Genomic DNA, 16,863 nt, shown 5'->3' with positions numbered 1-16,863 from the left:
ATGCGATCATCCGGGAGAACAGGAATGAAAAATTTTTTCATTTTTGTCTTTAGTATAACAAACACCATGTCAACCTCTCATTGCATATCTATCTGTAATTTATATAAATATATGAAATTTCAGTTTGGCATGATTCTTGCTGTGAAAATAGCGGTATCAAAACTCCCTGTCCTTCGACCAGAATGATTCTTCCGCAGCTATCTCAGCAAACAGGAGCGCAAGACCATGAACCCCATAGACTACAACCGCCACCCCTGTTTCAACGCCAAAGTGAAAGGGCAGTACGGCAGAGTGCATCTGCCGGTGGCTCCGAAGTGCAATATTCAGTGCAACTACTGCAACCGCAAGTACGACTGCGTCAATGAGTCGCGGCCCGGCGTGACCAGCACGGTGCTCGCGCCGGATCAGGCCCTGTATTACATGGGCAAGGTGCTGGAGAAGGAGCCGCGCATTTCGGTGGCGGGCATTGCCGGACCAGGCGATCCTTTTGCCAATGCCGAGGCCACGCTGGAGACCATGCGCCTCATCCGCAGAACCTACCCGGAGACCATCCTCTGTCTGGCCTCCAATGGCCTCAATCTGGCCCCGCATGTGGAGGAGCTGGCGGAAATCGGCGTGTCACATGTGACAGTGACAGTGAACGGCGTTGATCCGGCGGTCACGGAAAAAATTTACTCCTGGGTGCGGGACGGCAAGGTGATCTATCGGGGCAGGCAGGGCGCGGCGCTGCTCTTGGCCCGCCAGCTAGCGGCCATCGAGAAGCTGAAGCGACACGGCATCACGGTGAAGATCAACACCATCCTCATCCCCGGCATCAATGATCACCACATTCTTGATGTGGCTAAGACCATGAAAGATCTGGGCGCGGATCTCCTCAACTGCATGGCCATGTTCCCCAATGCGGACACAGTGTTTGAGAACATCCCGGAGCCGTCCAAAGAGGTGATGAGTGCGGCTCGCAATGCGGCGGAGCAGTTCCTGCCGCAGATGCGCCACTGCACCCGCTGCCGTGCTGACGCGGTTGGCCTGTTGGAGGAAGACCGCACCGACGAGATGCGCGGCTGCCTCAGTGCCTGCGCCAAGCTGCCCAAACCTGCTGAAGCGGTGCGGCCTTACGTGGCCGTGGCGACGCTGGAAGGCGTGTTGGTCAATCAGCATCTCGGCGAGGCGACGAAACTGCAAATCTGGGGCCAAGACGGGCAGGGCGGTTATAAGCTGATCGAGGAGCGGCAGACACCGCCAGCAGGCGGCGGGGCGCAGCGCTGGCTCAATCTCAGCCGCATCCTCAGCGACTGCCAGGCCATTCTTGTCAGCGATTTGGGCGACGGCCCGAAAGAAGCCCTAAGCAAGCGCGGCATCAAGCCGGTGACTATGGCGGGCTTTATTGAGAAGGGGCTGGAGGCGGTTTATACCGGCAAAGGCTTCGCCTTGCTGCAAAGCAAAATACGCAAGTGCTCGTCGAAAGGGGCCTGCGTGGGCGCGGGCACTGGCTGCGGCTGAAAAACATCCCCGATCGGAGGAGTACGAAAGCCGTTCTCCATCGAATACCACGCCCATCTGGGCGTGGTCAGTTAAATGCTTTAGCTTTTATGGCCATAAGTGACAAAAAACGTCACTTAGTGACAATTTTTGTCACTTATAAAGTTTTATATTAAAAATAATGATTATTATCATTTTTAATATATCTTTTAGTATCAACAGGTTGAATTTAATTTTAAATATTTTTAACTAATTATTGTTTTTTGGCACGTTTTTTGCTTTTTTGAAAAAAATTATTTTTTAATTTCTTCAAAAAGGGAGAAACACCATGAATTGGCAGGTATCAACAGGTATTTTTTCTTTGTTAATTGGGATGCTATTGGTTATCCCTGAAGATTCTACTGCAAAAACTATCAGTTTTTCTGGCTATGATTGGATTGTTAAGTCTGGAAAAGGCATGGGGCCAGGTCCAAATAATTGGAGTGAGGACAATGTATGGGTTGACTCCGCAGGACAGCTGCATCTCAAGATTACCAAGATCAAAGGAAAATGGTATTGTGGTGAAGTTAAGACTCTAAAACCTCTTGGGTTCGGTCAGTACAAGTGGGAGCTTGCCGGAAACGTTGATCAACTCGACAAGAATGCAGTTCTTGGTCTGTTTAACTACCCAACTGCGGATATCGGTCCGGATGGCACCAATGAAATTGACATAGAAATTGCACAATGGTCAAAGATAGGCTATAACAACGGCAATTTCGGAGTTTATCCGGCAGTTGAGTATCTGCAATATCAAAACGAAACTGAGACGTTCAGCTTCAGTCTTCAAGAACCATATATCAGCACACATCAGTTTGTGTGGAAAAGCGATTCCGTTGCGTTCCGCAGTCAGCAGGGTGACGACAATATTCTTCACGAGTGGACTTATGCGCCAGCGCAATATGAAACGTATATTCCGCAGAACCCAATGCCGGTTCACATGAATTTCTGGCTGTACAAGGGGCACAAACTGTCTCGTGGCAATGATGCCGAGGTGATTGTCAAGAAGTTCGAGTATATTCCAGAGGTGCCAACAGTAACTTCTTTGACAGGCCGAGTGTGGATGGACAGAAACCTCGGTGCTTCACGGGCAGCCACCAGCTCAACAGATGCGGAGGCTTATGGCGATTTGTACCAATGGGGCAGATTGACGGACGGACATGAGAAGCGGACAAGCGGAACGACGACCACGCTGAGTTCCACTGATGTGCCGGGGCATGGAGATTTTATTATGACATCTACATATAACTGGATGAATCCACCAAACTTCAACCTTTGGCAGGGGGCTAACGGAATAAACAATCCATGTCCTAAAGGATTCAGAATACCTACAGCAGAAGAGCTTGAGGACGAACGACTTTCTTGGAGTTCTAATGACGCTGCCGGTGCTTTTTCTTCCCCATTAAAGTTTGTTATGGGAGGATTGCGTACTTATCAAGCTGGTTCTATCGTTTATACTGGAAGCTATGGTGGTTATTGGAGCGACACTGCTGTTCCAGGATCGAACGCTTCATACCTTTTAGCGTTCAAGGATAGTAGTGCTTCCAGCGCATCAAGCACCGGTTCTGCTCATGCTCATGGCCTTAGCGTCCGCTGCATCCAGGCACTGCCAGAAGAAACTCCATAACCCCTTCCTTGGATTTCCGCTGCGTCTCTCAAGGCGCAGCGGTGCTTATCGTATTTCCTGCCTGTTTAATGCGCAGTTTCATCTCACCACGCCAAGCTGTCCGCAGTTGCCAAACCGAGCAGGCAGGGGGTATAGTGGGGCCAGTCATCCACTCACTTTCCCCTGCGACAGCCTATGCCCGCGCCCCGCAACACCTTTTCCATCCTTGCCGCCGCCTTTGCTGTGCTTGCCTTGGTTGGCTATTTAGTCTATCAGGAGCAGCAGGCCGAGCGGCCTGCGCAGATTGAAGTCACCACCGCCGGATTCTTAGAGATGTGCCTGTCCTGCCACAAGGACGAGCAGCCCGATCCTGCTCATGCCGCCACGATGATCGGCTGCTCGCCCTGCCATCTCGGCGACGCGAAGGCCATCGACAAGGCAAAGGCGCACAAGGGCATGGTGCTTAATCCCGGCGACCTGCGCGTGGTCGAGCAAAGCTGCGGCAAGGAAGGCTGTCACCCGGCGGACGTGAAGAAGGTGAAGAACTCGCTGATGGCCACCAACCGGGGCATCCTCTCCACCTTGCTGCACTACTGGGGCGAGCGCGACACCCAGCACGCTGACATCACCGTGGAGCAGCTCCTGCAAAGCGGCGAGACCTCGCTGGCCTTGGACTACTTCCGCAAGCTCTGCGCCACCTGCCATCTCTGGAAGCAGAAGAACGATCTGCCCGGCGCACCCAAGTTCTTCAACGAGAAAGGTGGCGGCTGCTCGGCCTGTCACTACATCCCGGCCAAGGGCGATGTGCGCACCACGGTCACCTCCTTTGAGGAGAAGCAGGAGCAGGGCAAGAAGCCGCATCCGCAGATCAGCAAGAAGGTGCCGGACGAGAACTGCATCCGCTGCCACAACCGCTCCGGCCGCATCGGCATCTCCTACACCGGCCTGTTCGAGGGCGAAGGCTACGGCACGCCCTTCGAGAAAGGCCAGCCCTCCTCGAAGAAGCTGCCCGGCGGTCGCTTCTACTTGGAGATCGCCGATGACGTGCATCACCGCAAAGGCATGTCCTGCATAGACTGCCACACCCGCGACGAGATCATGGGCGACGGCACCCAATATGTGCATTACGAGGAGCAGTTGGAGATCAGCTGCAAGGGCTGCCATACGGACAAGCCCGGCCTCACCCGCAAGGGCCGCGCTGTCACCAACATCAGCAAGGGCAAGGACGGCGCATTCGTCCTCACGGGCCGCAATGACGGCCAAGTCCGCCCGCTGCGCCCGCCCAAGCAGGATGCCTGCGCCTATCCCGGCCATCAGCGGCTCTCCTGCGAATCCTGCCACGCCACCTGGGTGCCGCAGTGCTATGGCTGCCACGTCAAGCGCGACCTGCGCGAGACTGACCTCGACAAGCTGAAGCTGCAAGAGACGCAGGGCTGGTGGCAGGAGGGCCGCTCCTACATCCGCTATGAGCAGCCCATGCTGGCGGTGTGGAAGGACAAGGTGGTGATTGTCACACCAGGCTGTCAGGACGTGGTGACGCTGATCAACAAAGAAGGCAAGGTCGAGGGCGGCTTCAACCGTTTCACCATGGCGAAGATCAACCCGCACACCACGCAGCGGGAAGGCCGCTCCTGCGCCGACTGCCATGCCTCCACCAAGACCGTCGGCTTAGGACAAGGCACGGTGACGAAGAAGGACGGCAAGTGGGCGTTCTATCCGGTGGATCAGGGCGTGGAGACCCTGCAAGGCCGCACTGTGCCCTTGGATGCCTTTGTCACCATAGACGGCCAGCAGCTCCAGCACGGCTCCCGGCCCGATCTGCGGCCCTTCAACGCCGAGGAGCTGCGCCGCATCCTGCGGGTCGGTCTCTGTCTGCCCTGCCACAAGGGCTATGACGATCCGGCGTATAGGAACTATGATCCGCAGAGAAGCTGTCCGAAGTATCAGGAACCGTGAGGGCGGCTCCGCTCAAGGAGCTTGCAGCGGCCAGGCCCAAGGCCTTTGAGCGAAGTCAAAGGGGGATAGACAGGGAGCACCTAATGTGCAATTCTTAAAAAAACAAGTTGTGACCTGTAACTCTTGAAAAATCCATGCTTCCCCGCATGTGGTATATTTCTGCTGTCCAGCACGAATATAACCGCACACGGAGGAGAGCATGAGACTCAAGATCACAACATTTCACTGTTTATGCGATGATTTTTTAATCTCTGAGGGCTGGCGCGATGACCCGCAATGCGCGATGAGCATGGCTGAGGTCATGACCGCAGCTCTGACTGCCGCCGCTTTCTTCTCCGGCAGTCATGAAAAAAGCTGCGGAGCGAGGATTCACGCCAGAGTGGTGTCTTGTTCGACACATGGCATGCAAGTTGTGCAAATCTCAAATTCAGCCATTCTTTCAGCTAGTGACTTTGAATGCTGGGTAAATATGAGAATGACATGATGCGTCTCAAATATGCCGAACTGAGCTTGGTGATTGAGACATGCTCATCGCGGCATCAAACAATTTTGCGGTGTTGAGCGTTGTCAGGCGCGTTCAGAAAGAGCGCGGCGCAATCATGAGGCAAAGATTTCAATTGTCCGCAATGCTGTCCGGGCTTATTTGGCAAAGCCAATTTATACCCTTGCGACAGTTAATCTTTATGCAACTGCGTAACTCATATTCTTAACCAGCGGACAGCCGCATATTTCAGCAAGGCCCAGAGGATGTACGGAGAGGGATGCCTGCGGTAGAGCAGCACTTCGTTGTGCGCCGCAGTCAGGCGCAGCCAGGCGGGCATGGCTTTGCGGTTTTGCTGCCAGCCTCGGCAGTGATGGGCCGCAGCTTCAGGCAGATAGGCTGTCTTCCAGCCTGCCCGCCGCAGCCGCAGGCAAAGCTCAATGTCCTCTTTATAGAGAAAAAAAGCTGGATCAAAGACTGCATCACCGGACAAGGCGGTCTGTTCCAGCGCAGTGCGGCGGGCGAGCAGAAATGCGCCGCAGACGGCCGGAACCTCTTCGCGCTGGCTGCGCTGGCCGCAGTCGGGCTGGCCTTGGTCGCGGTCGTGCCAGCGGCCATGCCAGTTCCTGAACACGCCGGTGGAGTCCAGCAGGCCGGTTGGCTGGCCTGTCGCTGCGTCAAAGCCAAGCAGTCTGCCGCCGACACAGCCGACCGTCGGATTTTCTGCAAGAAATGCGCAGGCCAGCTCCAAGCTCTTTGGGGCAGGAAAAGCGTCCGGGTTGAGAAAGAGCACCGCCTCCGCCTCCTGCCGCACCGCCTGCCAGCCGATGTTGTTGGCCCGGCTGAAACCGATGTTCTCGGCAAAGTGGACGACAAAACCGGGTTGTTGGCAGTGCACCCGCACATAACTGCTGTCCTCTGAGCCGGAGTCAATCAGCGCAGTCAGTACCGGCGGCGCGGTCTGCGCGGCCAAAGCGGCAAGACAGCGGCCCAGCACGGCCTGCGAGTTGTGGGTTACGATGACGGCGGCGGTTTTCATGCTTGCCGACACCGCGCAAATCTGGCAGAATCTTTCCGCAGCGACACTGTTTTTCCCCTTTCTAAGATCACCATGCCAACCGACAGCGCAGACCGCAGCAGCCAGTCCAAATATTTCGCCGCCGCCTTCCTTATTTCCATTCTGCTGCTGGGCTTGGTGCTGGCGCCCTTCTGGCAGCTGCTCATTCTCGCTTTTTTGCTCTCCGGCATCTTCCGGCCAGTGTATTGCTGGCTGTGCCGCTGGGTCTCGCCGTGGATGGCTTCCTGCTTGACCTGCGTCTTGGTCGCGTTGATCATCTTTGTCCCGCTGACCTTCTGTCTCACCGCCCTGTCCTCAGAAGCTTTGAATATATATCAAATAGGGCGTGACAGCAACTTGCTCTTGAAAATTCAGCAGGCCATTCAAGACAGCAAGTGGGTGGCGCAGACGCAGAATCTGCTGAAAGAGCTGCATATCAACTTCCAGCCAGCAGATTTGACCAATCTGCTAGCCGATCTGAGTAAAAACGCTGGCCTCTTCGTCTATGGCAAGGCCTCATCGTGGGCGGCTAACATCATGAGCTTTGTCGCCCAGTTCGCTTTCCTGATCCTGATCATTTATTTTCTGCTGATCGAAATAGACGGGCTGATCCGCTTCCTGATCCGCCTCTCGCCGCTCACCGATGAGCAGAACACGTTGCTGCTGAATAAATTCCAAGAAATCGCCGGAGTGATTCTGGTTGGCAACGGCATCAGCGGCGCGATTCAGGGCGTGGCAGGCGGCATTTTTTTTGCGCTGCTCGGCATCAGCTCACCGATTCTCTGGGGCGGGGTCATGGCTATCTTGGCGTTTTTACCCATAGTCGGAGTCGGCGCAGTGCTGCTGCCTGCCGCCGCATTGCTCTTTCTGAACGGCTCGCCGGGCAAGGCCGTCGCCGTCTGCATCTTTTACGCCATCATCTTCTTCTTGGTTGAATATCTTTTTAAAACCAACTTTGTGGGCAGTCAAATCAAAATGCACACCTTGCTGGTGCTGCTGGCCATCCTTGGAGGCATGTCAGTCTTTGGCGTGCTGGGCATCATCTACGGCCCGCTGATCGTCACCGCCTTTCTCACCTTGACCGAAATCTATTTCCGAGAATACAAGCCGTTGCCGGAGGCGTAGCGTTGTGGCGAAGTGCAGCCTTAGGCAGCAGTTTCGGGCTTGCAAGAAAAAATACGGATTTTAAATATTTTCAAATGCGGTTCAATAGCAAATATCCATGATTGCATTTTATTATCATTGATAATTCGCAAGTCACTGTTTCCGCCTGTTGTGTTGAATTTTACAGTGCAAACTCAACAAGATTATTCCAACTTATCTTGATATAGTTTTATGTCTGAATTTAATCTCGTTCGTTATCCGGTCATGCCGCTGCGGGACATCGTCCTCTTTCCCGGCATGATCGCCCCGCTGGTTGTTGGCCGCAAGCATTCCATCCGCGCCTTGGAGCACGCGATGGAGCAGCGTTCGCTGATTTTCATCGTCGCGCAGAAAGACGCGGGTGTCGATGAGCCGCAGGCTGCTGACCTCCACCGCTTCGGCGTGCTGGCGACGGTCATTCAGCTTCTTCGTCTGCCGGATGGCACCATCAAGGCATTGGTGGAAGGCAAACGCCGGGCCGCCGCCGCCGCCTACATCGAGTTGAGCGACTTTCTCCGCGCCGATCTGGCCGAACGGCCTGACACCGATGCCGACAATGCGGAGCTGCCCGCCTACAGCCGCGAACTGCGCCGCACCTTTGACCAGTACGTCAAGGCGGGCCGCCAGAAAATTCCGGCGGAGATTGTCAAGGTTGCGGCAGTGATGGAAAACCCAGCCCGGCTGGCCGACCTGCTCTGCGCCCATGTTCAGCTTCCGGCGGCGGACAAGCAGGAGCTGCTGGAAAGCCTGTCTCTGCCGGACCGCCTGCGCCGCCTGATTGAGCTGCTGTGCCGGGAACTTGAGCTGGACGAGCTGGAGAAATCCATCGAGACCAAGGTGCGCAAGCGGCTGGCCGACAATCAGCGCAACTACTATCTCGGCGAGAAGGTCAAGGAAATCCAGCAGGAGATGGGGCATGTCCCCGACGATCACAGCGAGTTGCAGGAGGCTTTAGAAAAAAAAGACCTGCCGGAGGCGGCGCGGGAAAAGGCGATGAAGGAGCTGAACAAGCTCAAGGCCATGCCGCCGATGTCCGCTGAAAGCACGGTGGTGCGCAATTATTTGGATGTGATCATCAATCTGCCGTGGCACGAGAAAAGCGAGGCCAAGATTGACATTGAGGAGGCCGAGCGCATCTTGGATGAGGATCATCACGGCTTGAAAAAGGCCAAAGAGCGCATCCTCGAATATTTGGCCGTGCAGGCGCAGGTGGAGAAGATACGCGGGCCGATCATCTGCCTTGTCGGCCCGCCCGGCGTGGGCAAGACCTCAATCTGCAAGTCCATCGCCAGAGCGATGAACCGAAAATTTGTCCGCCTTTCGCTCGGCGGGGTGCGCGACGAGGCGGAGATTCGCGGTCATCGCCGCACCTACATCGGGGCCATGCCGGGCAAGATCATCCACGCCATGCAGCGGGCCGAGGTGATCAATCCGGTCTTCTGTCTTGACGAGGTGGACAAGATGAGCATGGATTTTCGGGGCGATCCTTCCGCCGCCCTGCTGGAGGTGCTTGACCCGGAGCAGAACAGCGCGTTCAACGACCATTATTTAGATCTGGATTACGATCTCTCCGAGGTTTTCTTCATCGCCACAGCCAACAATCTCCACGCCATTCCGCTGCCCTTGCAGGACCGGATGGAGATCATCCGCCTGAGCGGCTACACCGAGGAGGAGAAGTTGCGCATCGCCCAGGAGTATCTCGCGCCCAAGCAGATGGAGCGCAACGGCTTTGCGCCCGGCGACATTGACTTCACCCAAGAGGCGGCAATGGAAATCATCCGCCGCTACACCCGCGAGGCTGGGGTGCGCGATCTGGAGCGGACAGTAGCCTCGGTCTGCCGCAAAGTGGCCCGCGACCGCCTAAAAAAGAAGGAACCGGAGCGGCAATATCAGCTCACTGCCGCGTCGGTGGCTGAATATCTTGGCGCGCCCAAGCACCGCTACGGTCTGGCGGAAAAAGAGGATGAAATCGGCATGGTGACCGGCCTGGCCTGGACGGAGGTCGGCGGCGAGCTGCTGCAAATTGAAACCGCCCTCATGCCCGGCACCGGCAAGCTGACCATCACCGGCAAACTGGGCGAGGTGATGCAGGAATCGGCGCAGGCCGCCTTGGCTTACGTGCGCTCGCGGGCCGTGCGGCTGGGTCTTGATCCCGGTTTTTATCAGAAATTGGATATTCACGTGCACGTGCCGGAAGGGGCGATTCCTAAAGACGGGCCGTCCGCAGGCATCACTATCGCCACTTCGCTGGTTTCTGCTTTGCTCAAAGTGCCGGTTGACCGCCAGCTTGCCATGACCGGGGAAATCACCCTGCGGGGCCGGGTGCTGCCCATCGGCGGCCTGACCGAGAAGCTGCTCGCGGCCCGCCGGGGCGGCATCGTCCGCGTGATCATCCCCAAGGAGAACAAGCGCGATCTGGAGGAGGTGCCGGAAAAAGTGCGCGGCAGCTTGGACATCACCTTGGCCGAGCACGTGGATGAAGTCCTCAGCCGCGCCCTGCTCCTGCGCGAAGGCGAGGAGCTGTTCCACGATACGCCCTTGAACATGACAGTGCCGCCTGCACTCATCACCGTGCCTGCCGCAGTTCCGGCGCAGCACGCTTGAGCGCGTTTTTTGCCGTCTTTGTTTTTTTTTAATTGACGGGCGGCGCGGATTCTGGTAAATAGTGTGCACCATTTGGTGCGGGCGAATAGCTCAGCTGGGAGAGCATCGGCCTTACAAGCCGAGGGTCACAGGTTCGATCCCTGTTTCGCCCACCAAATTTCCGGGGTCGTAGTTCAGTCGGTTAGAATGCCGGCCTGTCACGCCGGAGGTCGCCGGTTCGAGCCCGGTCGGCCCCGCCAGGAAGATCAGGGAGTTAGAATAGAAATATTCTAACTCCCTTTTTCTTTTTCGCCATCAATGGCGGTAAGCCAAGATGAAAAAATATTCTTAATTTCCTTAAGTTGACCTGTAACCGTGCTCCTTTTGCTCTTTATAGACTGGTTACTCCATAAAGGGTTGCACATTAGGTTGCTTGGCTATATCTGAATAATTCGGAAGCATTCACGGGTAACTTCAAGTGACGGCAGAAGTTAAATTTCTGCCGCCCAAAATTACATGTATGAGTAGCCGACTGGGGAATCGTCCTGTTTTTTGGCGATCAGCGCGTTGGTGACGGTGTCAAAAAGCTGCTGTGCGCCGCTGTAGCCGAGATGGAGAATACGCTGGCCGCCGACGCGGTCGTGAATCGGGAAACCGACCCGGATGAGCGGAATGTTCAGCTTGCGGGCCAGCGGATAGCCTTTCGAGTGGCCGACAATCAAATCCGGCGCAAGGCTTTCGGCAATTTCTGCAATATCAAAGAAGTCCGCGCCCTCATGCACCTGCGGCGGCGAGGCGAGGATGTCGCCCGTGACTTCGGCAATCGCTGCGGCCAGCTTGCCTGATGTGCCGCCGGAGGCGCAGAGCACCGGCACGATGCCGATTTCCGCCAAGAAGGCGGTCAGGCCGACAACCAAATCCTCTTCGCCGTAGATGACGGCCTTCTTGCCGAAGACATACTTGTGGCCGTCCACGTAGGCATCCACCAAGCGGCCACGCTCCTTGCGGTATTTATCAGGAATGGGCAGGTCGCTCAGGCTGAAAAGCAGCTCGAAAAAGCGGTCGGTCTCGCCGATGCCGACAGGCAGACCAAGCCGGTAATGGCTGCCGCTGAATTTCTCCTTCAAGGCCAGGCCGCCGCTCAGTTTGTCGTTCAGGGTGCGGCCAAACTCGATGGTCGCCCGGCTGCGGCCCATCGCGTCAATGGCCGCCAAGGGTGTGCCGCCTTTGGCGATCTTTTCATATTCAAGCAGGGCAGGGCCGTCCATGGTCTCGGAGAGATCAGGCAGCATGGTGCAGTTGAGGCCGAAATCCTCCATGATCTCCTTGAGCAGGCGGTAATCCGCCGAGGAGACAAAGCCGGGCAGCAGATTGACCGTCTCGCTGCGCGGCCCGCCCTTGGCCCGCTGCTCGATCACCGCCCGCACCGCGCCGTGAAAGCCCTCCATATGTGTGCCCGCGTAGCTCGGCGTGGCGACATGGACGAACTCCGGCAGCCCTTCCGAGCCTTCGGTGTCCTTGGCGTATTCGAGAAGATAGCGGACCACGTCGTCGCCGATGGTTTCGGTCAGACAGGTGGTGGCGATGCCGATCAGCGCAGGCCGGTATTTCGCGGCCACGTTGGTCAGGCCCAGCTTGAGGTTCGGCCCGCCGCCATAGATGGCGTTCTTCTCCGACAGCGAGGACGAGGCGATGTCTATTGGCTCGTTGTAATGGCTGATGATGTAGCGGCGCATGTAGGTGGCGCAGCCCTGCGAGCCGTGCAGATACGGCACCGCGCCCTCAATGCCCTTGAAGGCTAAACAGGCTCCCAGCGGCCTGCACAGCTTGCAGGCGTTGGTGGTCGAGATGTAGTCGGGATGCGGCTTGCTCATGATGGCTCCTTGAAAAAAGATTGGCACAATGGGTGTTGCAACCCTTGTGCCAAGGAGCAGCTTCGCCGCTAATCCTGATTTTTCAGGCAATTGAATATCTGCGCGCGGCAGGGGCGGCGGAAAAGAATGTCAGCTTGCTGACAAAAAAAGGATGCGCTTTGCATTTTTGCAGCATTCTGACGCTCAGGCTGCGGCCAAGATTTTTTCCAGCAACAGCCGGGGTGCATCCTCCAGCCCTTCGCGGACAGCCAGCACCGGCTGGCCCGCCCGCTCGGTCTGGCGCAGCACAGCGGAATCCGGGAAAAAAGCGGCAGGCTCCTCGCCCAGCTCGGCGCAGAGGAAAGCGCGGTCCGCCTCGGACTGCACCAAATTGCCGACAAAGAAGATGCGGGGAATCCCGACATCCTTTGCCATCTGCTTGATTTTTAAGGCGGTGCGCACCCCGGATTTTGAGGGAATGACCACGATCAGCAGACAGTCGGCCCCGGCCACCGTGCCGCGCCCCAGATGCTCAACTCCGGCCTCCATGTCCACCAGCACAACTTCCTTGGCTGTGAGGAGCATTTTTTTCAGCATTTTGCGCAGGACATGGTTTTCCGGGCAGGCGCAGCCGCCTTCCGCTGTCTGCACCGCGCCGAGGATCATCAGGCGCAGGCCGTCCTGCTCCAGCATGAAATCGCGCAGCAGATCGTTCACTTCCGGGTTGAGATTGTAGAAGGGCGAGCCTGCGCTTTTGCCCGCCCGTTCGGCCAGCAGCTTGCCCATCTCGGCAATGGGCCGAACATCTCCCGACCCGGCTATGCCCAAAGTCTGGGCCATGTGCGGGCTGGGATCCGCGTCAATCACCAAAACCTCGCGCCCCTGCCGTCTCAGCTCTCCGGCCAGCAGGGCCATGATGGTGGTCTTGCCCACCCCGCCTTTGCCGCTCACTGCGATTTTCACTGTCGTCCCTCCTGATTCCCTTGCCCTGCCTCAGCAGAGTGGTTACTATTATTCTGAGATAAAAACACGGAAGCGCATCATCCGCAACCCATTTTCACAAGGAGGGCTGTACATGGAAACAAAATACAACTACGCAACTGGCGCACTGCCTGCCGCCAAAGCGCGGCAGGAAGCCTCAACCGTCTTTTTGGCCAAGGTCTTCAACTGGATGGCCGCAGGTTTGGGCCTGACCGGCATAGTCGCCTGGCTGACCGCGAGCACGGGCTTGTTCTACACACTCCGCCCGCTATTCCTGCCCTTGGTCTTGGTTGAGCTGGGATTAGTTTTCTACCTCTCCGCCCGGATTGAAAAAATCAAGGCCTCCACCGCCGCCTTCCTGTTTTTCGGCTACGCCTTCCTTAACGGCCTGACGCTGTCGGTAATTTTCCTCGTTTACAGCGGCGCGTCCATCGCTGGCACCTTCGTGATCACCGCCGCGATGTTCTTGGCCATGTCGGTCTATGGCTTGGTGACAAAACGCGACCTCGCCGGGCTGGGCGCATTCATGTTCATGGGCCTGATCGGCATCATCATTGCCTCCATCGTCAATATCTTCTTGGCCAGCCCAATGATCCACTGGATGATTTCCCTGATCGGCGTGCTGGTCTTCGTCGGCCTCACCGCCTACGATGTGCAGAAGATCAAAGAGATGGGCGGGCAGGGCATCATGAACCAAGGCGGAGAGGCGGTGCAGAAAGGCGCGGTCATCGGCGCACTGGCCCTGTACTTGGACTTCATCAACCTCTTCCTGATGCTCCTCCGCTTCTTCGGCGGCAGCCGCGACTGAGCGCAGCCTTCATCCCGCTTGAGCACGACCGGCCTGCGGGCCGGTTTTATTTTGACACCGTCCTCCTGCGCTTGGCCGCAGGCTTCTTTTCCGCAACCCACTGCTTGGAGCGCATCAACATGGTCTTTCCCGAATACCGTCCCCGCCGGATGCGGCAGAATGAGAACTTCCGCGCCATGATCCGCGAAACCCGGCTGGCCCCGGAGCAGCTTGTTTATCCGCTCTTTGTCATGCCCGGCAAAGGCAAAAAGGAGGAGGTCTCCTCCATGCCCGGCGTGTTCCGCCAGACTGTGGATCAGCTCAAGAAAGAGGCCAAGGACTGCTTGGATGCCGGTGTGCGGTCGGTGATTCTTTTTGGCCTGCCGGAGAAAAAGGACGCGGTCGGCTCCGGCGCACATGCCAAGAACGGCATCGTTCAGCAGGCGATCAAGGAGCTGAAGAACACCGCGCCGGATATCACCGTCATCACGGATGTTTGTCTCTGCGAATACACCGACCACGGCCACTGCGGCTGCTTGGTTGGCAAGGAGGTGGACAACGACGCAACCTTGGAGATTCTCGCCAAGACCGCGCTTTCTCATGCCCAAGCCGGGGCGGACATGGTCGCACCGTCAGATATGATGGACGGGCGGGTGAGCGAAATCCGCAGCACGCTGGACGAGAATGATTACCACAACGTGCCGATAATGTCCTACGCGGTGAAATACGCCTCAGCCTTCTACGGCCCCTTCCGCGATGCCGCTGATTGCGCACCGCAGTTCGGCGACCGCCGCAGCTATCAGATGGACCCGGCCAACAGCCGCGAGGCACTGCGCGAGGCTACATTAGATGTGGACGAGGGCGCGGACATTCTGATGGTCAAACCGGCGGTGGCGTATTTGGACATCATCAGCCGCCTGCATGACGAATTCGACCTACCTATCGCGGCTTATCACGTCAGCGGGGAATACGCGATGATCAAGGCTGCGGCGGCCAAAGGCTGGATTGACGAGCAGCGGGTCATGGCCGAAACGCTGCTTTCGATCAGGCGGGCCGGCGCGGACATCATCCTGACGTATTTCGCCAAAGACATGGCGAAGCTGCTGCGGGGTTAGAAACCGCTAAATTTCGACGGCGGGCGAGGCAGCGTAGTTGTCTGCCTCGCCCGTCTGCGTTCACATTCTCTCCGGCGCACTCACCCCAACTAACCGCAGCCCATTCCCCAGCACCGTCTTGATGCCTCGGCAGAGGCATAGCCGCGCTGCTGTGAGCTGCGGATCGTCGGTCATCACCTTGTGCTTGTTGTAGAAGGAATGGAACTGACCGGCCAGCTCCATCAGGAAGAAGATGACCCGGTGCGGGGCCAGATCGTTGGCCGCGTCCACGACCAAGCCCGGATAAGCGGCTAAGGTCTTGAGGAGCTGATATTCCTCCGCCTCCTTGAGCAGGCTCAAGTCCGTGCTGACAGGCTCTGGCAGGGCAATGCCGCGCTCTTCCGCCAGCCGCTCGATGGAGCAAAGCCGGGCGTGGGCGTATTGCACATAATAGACCGGATTTTCCTGGCTCTGCGCCTTGGCCAGCTCCAGATCAAACTCTAATTGGGCATCGGCCTTGCGCATCAGGAAGAAGAAGCGCAGCGCGTCGGTGCCCACCTCGTCCACCAGCTCGTCCACCGTAATGAAGGAAGCCTTGCGGGTGGACATTTTCACCTGCTTGCCGCCGCGCATCAGGGTGACAAACTGGTGCATGACCACCTGCACCTTGGATTTGTCGTAGCCGAGCGCCTCAACTCCGGCCAGCACATCCGGCACGGTGGCGATGTGGTCTGAGCCGAACACATTGACCATTTTCTCAAAGCCGCGCCGGAACTTCTCGCGGTGATAGGCGATGTCCGGCAGGCGGTAGGTCGGCTCGCCGGTGTTCTTGATGATCACCCGGTCCTGCGCCTGGCCGAACGCGCTGGTCTTGAACCAGGTCGCGCCCTCCTGCTCATAGACCAGCCCTTTCGCCCGCAGCTCGGCCACCACGTCCTCAATCAGGCCGTTTTCGTAGAGGCTGTGCTCGTTATAGTAGGAATCGAAGACGATGCCGATGCGCTTCAGGGTCGCGTCAATGTCAGCAAAAATCGCCTCCTGCGCCCGCTTGCGGAAGATGTCCAGCTCCGCGTCCTTGAAACCGTCGCCCGCCTCGTCAATCATCGTCTGGGCGATGTCGTACATGTAGCCGCCCTGATAGCCGTCTTCCGGGAATTCATTCGGCAGGCCGAGCTTTTCGAGATAACGCGCTTTGAGCGACGCGCCGAGGACGCGCATCTGCCGCCCCGCGTCGTTGAAGTAATATTCGCGGGTTACATCGCCGCCAATCGCGGCCAGCAGGCGGGCAAGGCTGTCGCCGAGCACCGCGTTGCGGCCATGCCCGACCGTGAGCGGGCCGGTGGGGTTGGCGCTGACAAACTCCACCATCACCTTCATGCCCTTGCCCGCAGTGCTGAGGCCGAATTGCTCGCCCTGCTCCGCAATCGGCGCGAGCGCGGAACTCCAGACCGCCGGGTTGAGGAAGAGGTTGACAAAGCCCGGCCCGGCGATTTCCACCTTGTCAAGCAGGGCGGCTTCCTGCCGGAGCAGCGTGGCTATCTGCTCGGCGACCTCACGGGGCTTGTGCCGCTCCTTGCCCGCGACGATCATGGCGAAATTGGTGGCGAAATCGCCCTGGCCCTCGTGCTTGGGCGTTTCCAAATTGTAGCAACCGGCAGCGGCGGCAGACCAGAGCTGCTGCTCCACGCCCTGCTCGAAGCAGTGGTCAAGAAGGTTTTTCAGTCGTGTTCGGATCATGAGGAATGTTCGTTGGTGTCGTGGCATTGTTTTGATGGATGGCATCTATCTACCCGCCGCCCGGTGAAAG

General features: G+C 57.5%; 11 protein-coding genes, 2 tRNA genes and 1 pseudogene. 10 read left to right on the top strand and 4 right to left on the bottom strand.

What is annotated here, in order from left to right:
* The first annotated feature begins 225 nt into the window (after window positions 1-225).
* The 4 genes from nifB (at window position 226) to ACNKH6_RS05755 (ending at window position 5,561) form a co-directional block, all read left to right on the top strand.
* Window positions 226-1,500 carry a nitrogenase cofactor biosynthesis protein NifB gene (nifB, locus tag ACNKH6_RS05770; protein WP_417914595.1) on the top strand — a complete coding sequence of 425 codons (1,275 nt, stop codon included), beginning with the start codon at window positions 226-228 and terminating at the stop codon, window positions 1,498-1,500.
* A 307-nt stretch (window positions 1,501-1,807) separates the two neighbouring features.
* Window positions 1,808-3,142: a hypothetical protein gene (locus ACNKH6_RS05765; protein ID WP_417914594.1), complete on the top strand. Its 1,335-nt coding sequence runs from the start codon at window positions 1,808-1,810 to the stop codon at window positions 3,140-3,142.
* A gap of 174 nt (window positions 3,143-3,316) precedes the next feature.
* Entirely contained in the window at window positions 3,317-5,077 is a 1,761-nt protein-coding gene (locus tag ACNKH6_RS05760; RefSeq protein ID WP_417914593.1) for a hypothetical protein, read from the top strand.
* A 199-nt stretch (window positions 5,078-5,276) separates the two neighbouring features.
* The gene (locus ACNKH6_RS05755) at window positions 5,277-5,561 is read left to right on the top strand and encodes a hypothetical protein (protein WP_417914592.1); all 285 of its coding nucleotides are present in this window, start codon (window positions 5,277-5,279) and stop codon (window positions 5,559-5,561) included.
* Window positions 5,562-5,775: 214 nt separating this feature from the next.
* Here ACNKH6_RS05755 and ACNKH6_RS05750 read toward each other — a convergent pair whose 3' ends face one another.
* Entirely contained in the window at window positions 5,776-6,597 is an 822-nt protein-coding gene (locus ACNKH6_RS05750; protein ID WP_417914591.1) for a glycosyltransferase family 2 protein, read from the bottom strand.
* 72 nt (window positions 6,598-6,669) lie between these two features.
* Here ACNKH6_RS05750 and ACNKH6_RS05745 point away from each other — a divergent pair, with 72 nt between their 5' ends.
* The 4 genes from ACNKH6_RS05745 to ACNKH6_RS05730 all read left to right on the top strand — a co-directional run bounded on the left by ACNKH6_RS05745 (window position 6,670) and on the right by ACNKH6_RS05730 (window position 10,601).
* Window positions 6,670-7,740 carry an AI-2E family transporter gene (locus ACNKH6_RS05745; RefSeq protein ID WP_417914590.1) on the top strand — a complete coding sequence of 357 codons (1,071 nt, stop codon included), beginning with the start codon at window positions 6,670-6,672 and terminating at the stop codon, window positions 7,738-7,740.
* 210 nt (window positions 7,741-7,950) lie between these two features.
* Window positions 7,951-10,362 (top strand): endopeptidase La, encoded by a 2,412-nt coding sequence (lon, locus tag ACNKH6_RS05740; protein ID WP_417914589.1) that lies wholly within the window; start codon window positions 7,951-7,953, stop codon window positions 10,360-10,362.
* Window positions 10,363-10,441: 79 nt separating this feature from the next.
* Window positions 10,442-10,517, top strand: a tRNA-Val gene (locus ACNKH6_RS05735).
* Between the two features lie 7 nt (window positions 10,518-10,524).
* Window positions 10,525-10,601 (top strand) — tRNA-Asp (locus ACNKH6_RS05730).
* A 252-nt stretch (window positions 10,602-10,853) separates the two neighbouring features.
* On the opposite strand, the gene ACNKH6_RS05725 is transcribed toward ACNKH6_RS05730, so the two are convergent.
* Both ACNKH6_RS05725 and ACNKH6_RS05720 read right to left on the bottom strand, forming a co-directional pair.
* Window positions 10,854-12,215: a nitrogenase component 1 gene (locus tag ACNKH6_RS05725; RefSeq protein ID WP_417914588.1), complete on the bottom strand. Its 1,362-nt coding sequence runs from the start codon at window positions 12,213-12,215 to the stop codon at window positions 10,854-10,856.
* A gap of 183 nt (window positions 12,216-12,398) precedes the next feature.
* Window positions 12,399-13,166 (bottom strand): annotated as a pseudogene (locus ACNKH6_RS05720) (P-loop NTPase); the annotation flags it as partial.
* A gap of 103 nt (window positions 13,167-13,269) precedes the next feature.
* Between ACNKH6_RS05720 and ACNKH6_RS05715 the strand changes: the two are divergent.
* Complete coding sequence (locus ACNKH6_RS05715; protein WP_417914587.1) at window positions 13,270-13,983, top strand: Bax inhibitor-1/YccA family protein; 714 nt, start codon at window positions 13,270-13,272, stop codon at window positions 13,981-13,983.
* Between the two features lie 119 nt (window positions 13,984-14,102).
* Window positions 14,103-15,077 carry a porphobilinogen synthase gene (hemB, locus tag ACNKH6_RS05710; RefSeq protein WP_417914586.1) on the top strand — a complete coding sequence of 325 codons (975 nt, stop codon included), beginning with the start codon at window positions 14,103-14,105 and terminating at the stop codon, window positions 15,075-15,077.
* Window positions 15,078-15,137: 60 nt separating this feature from the next.
* On the opposite strand, the gene argS is transcribed toward hemB, so the two are convergent.
* Complete coding sequence (gene argS / locus ACNKH6_RS05705) at window positions 15,138-16,793, bottom strand: arginine--tRNA ligase (protein WP_417914585.1); 1,656 nt, start codon at window positions 16,791-16,793, stop codon at window positions 15,138-15,140.
* Between the last annotated feature and the right edge of the window lie 70 nt (window positions 16,794-16,863).

Origin of the sequence: Candidatus Electronema sp. JM, from assembly GCF_048287415.1 — a bacterium.
Lineage (GTDB): Bacteria > Desulfobacterota > Desulfobulbia > Desulfobulbales > Desulfobulbaceae > Electronema.
This window is presented reverse-complemented; position numbering and strand designations above follow the sequence as displayed.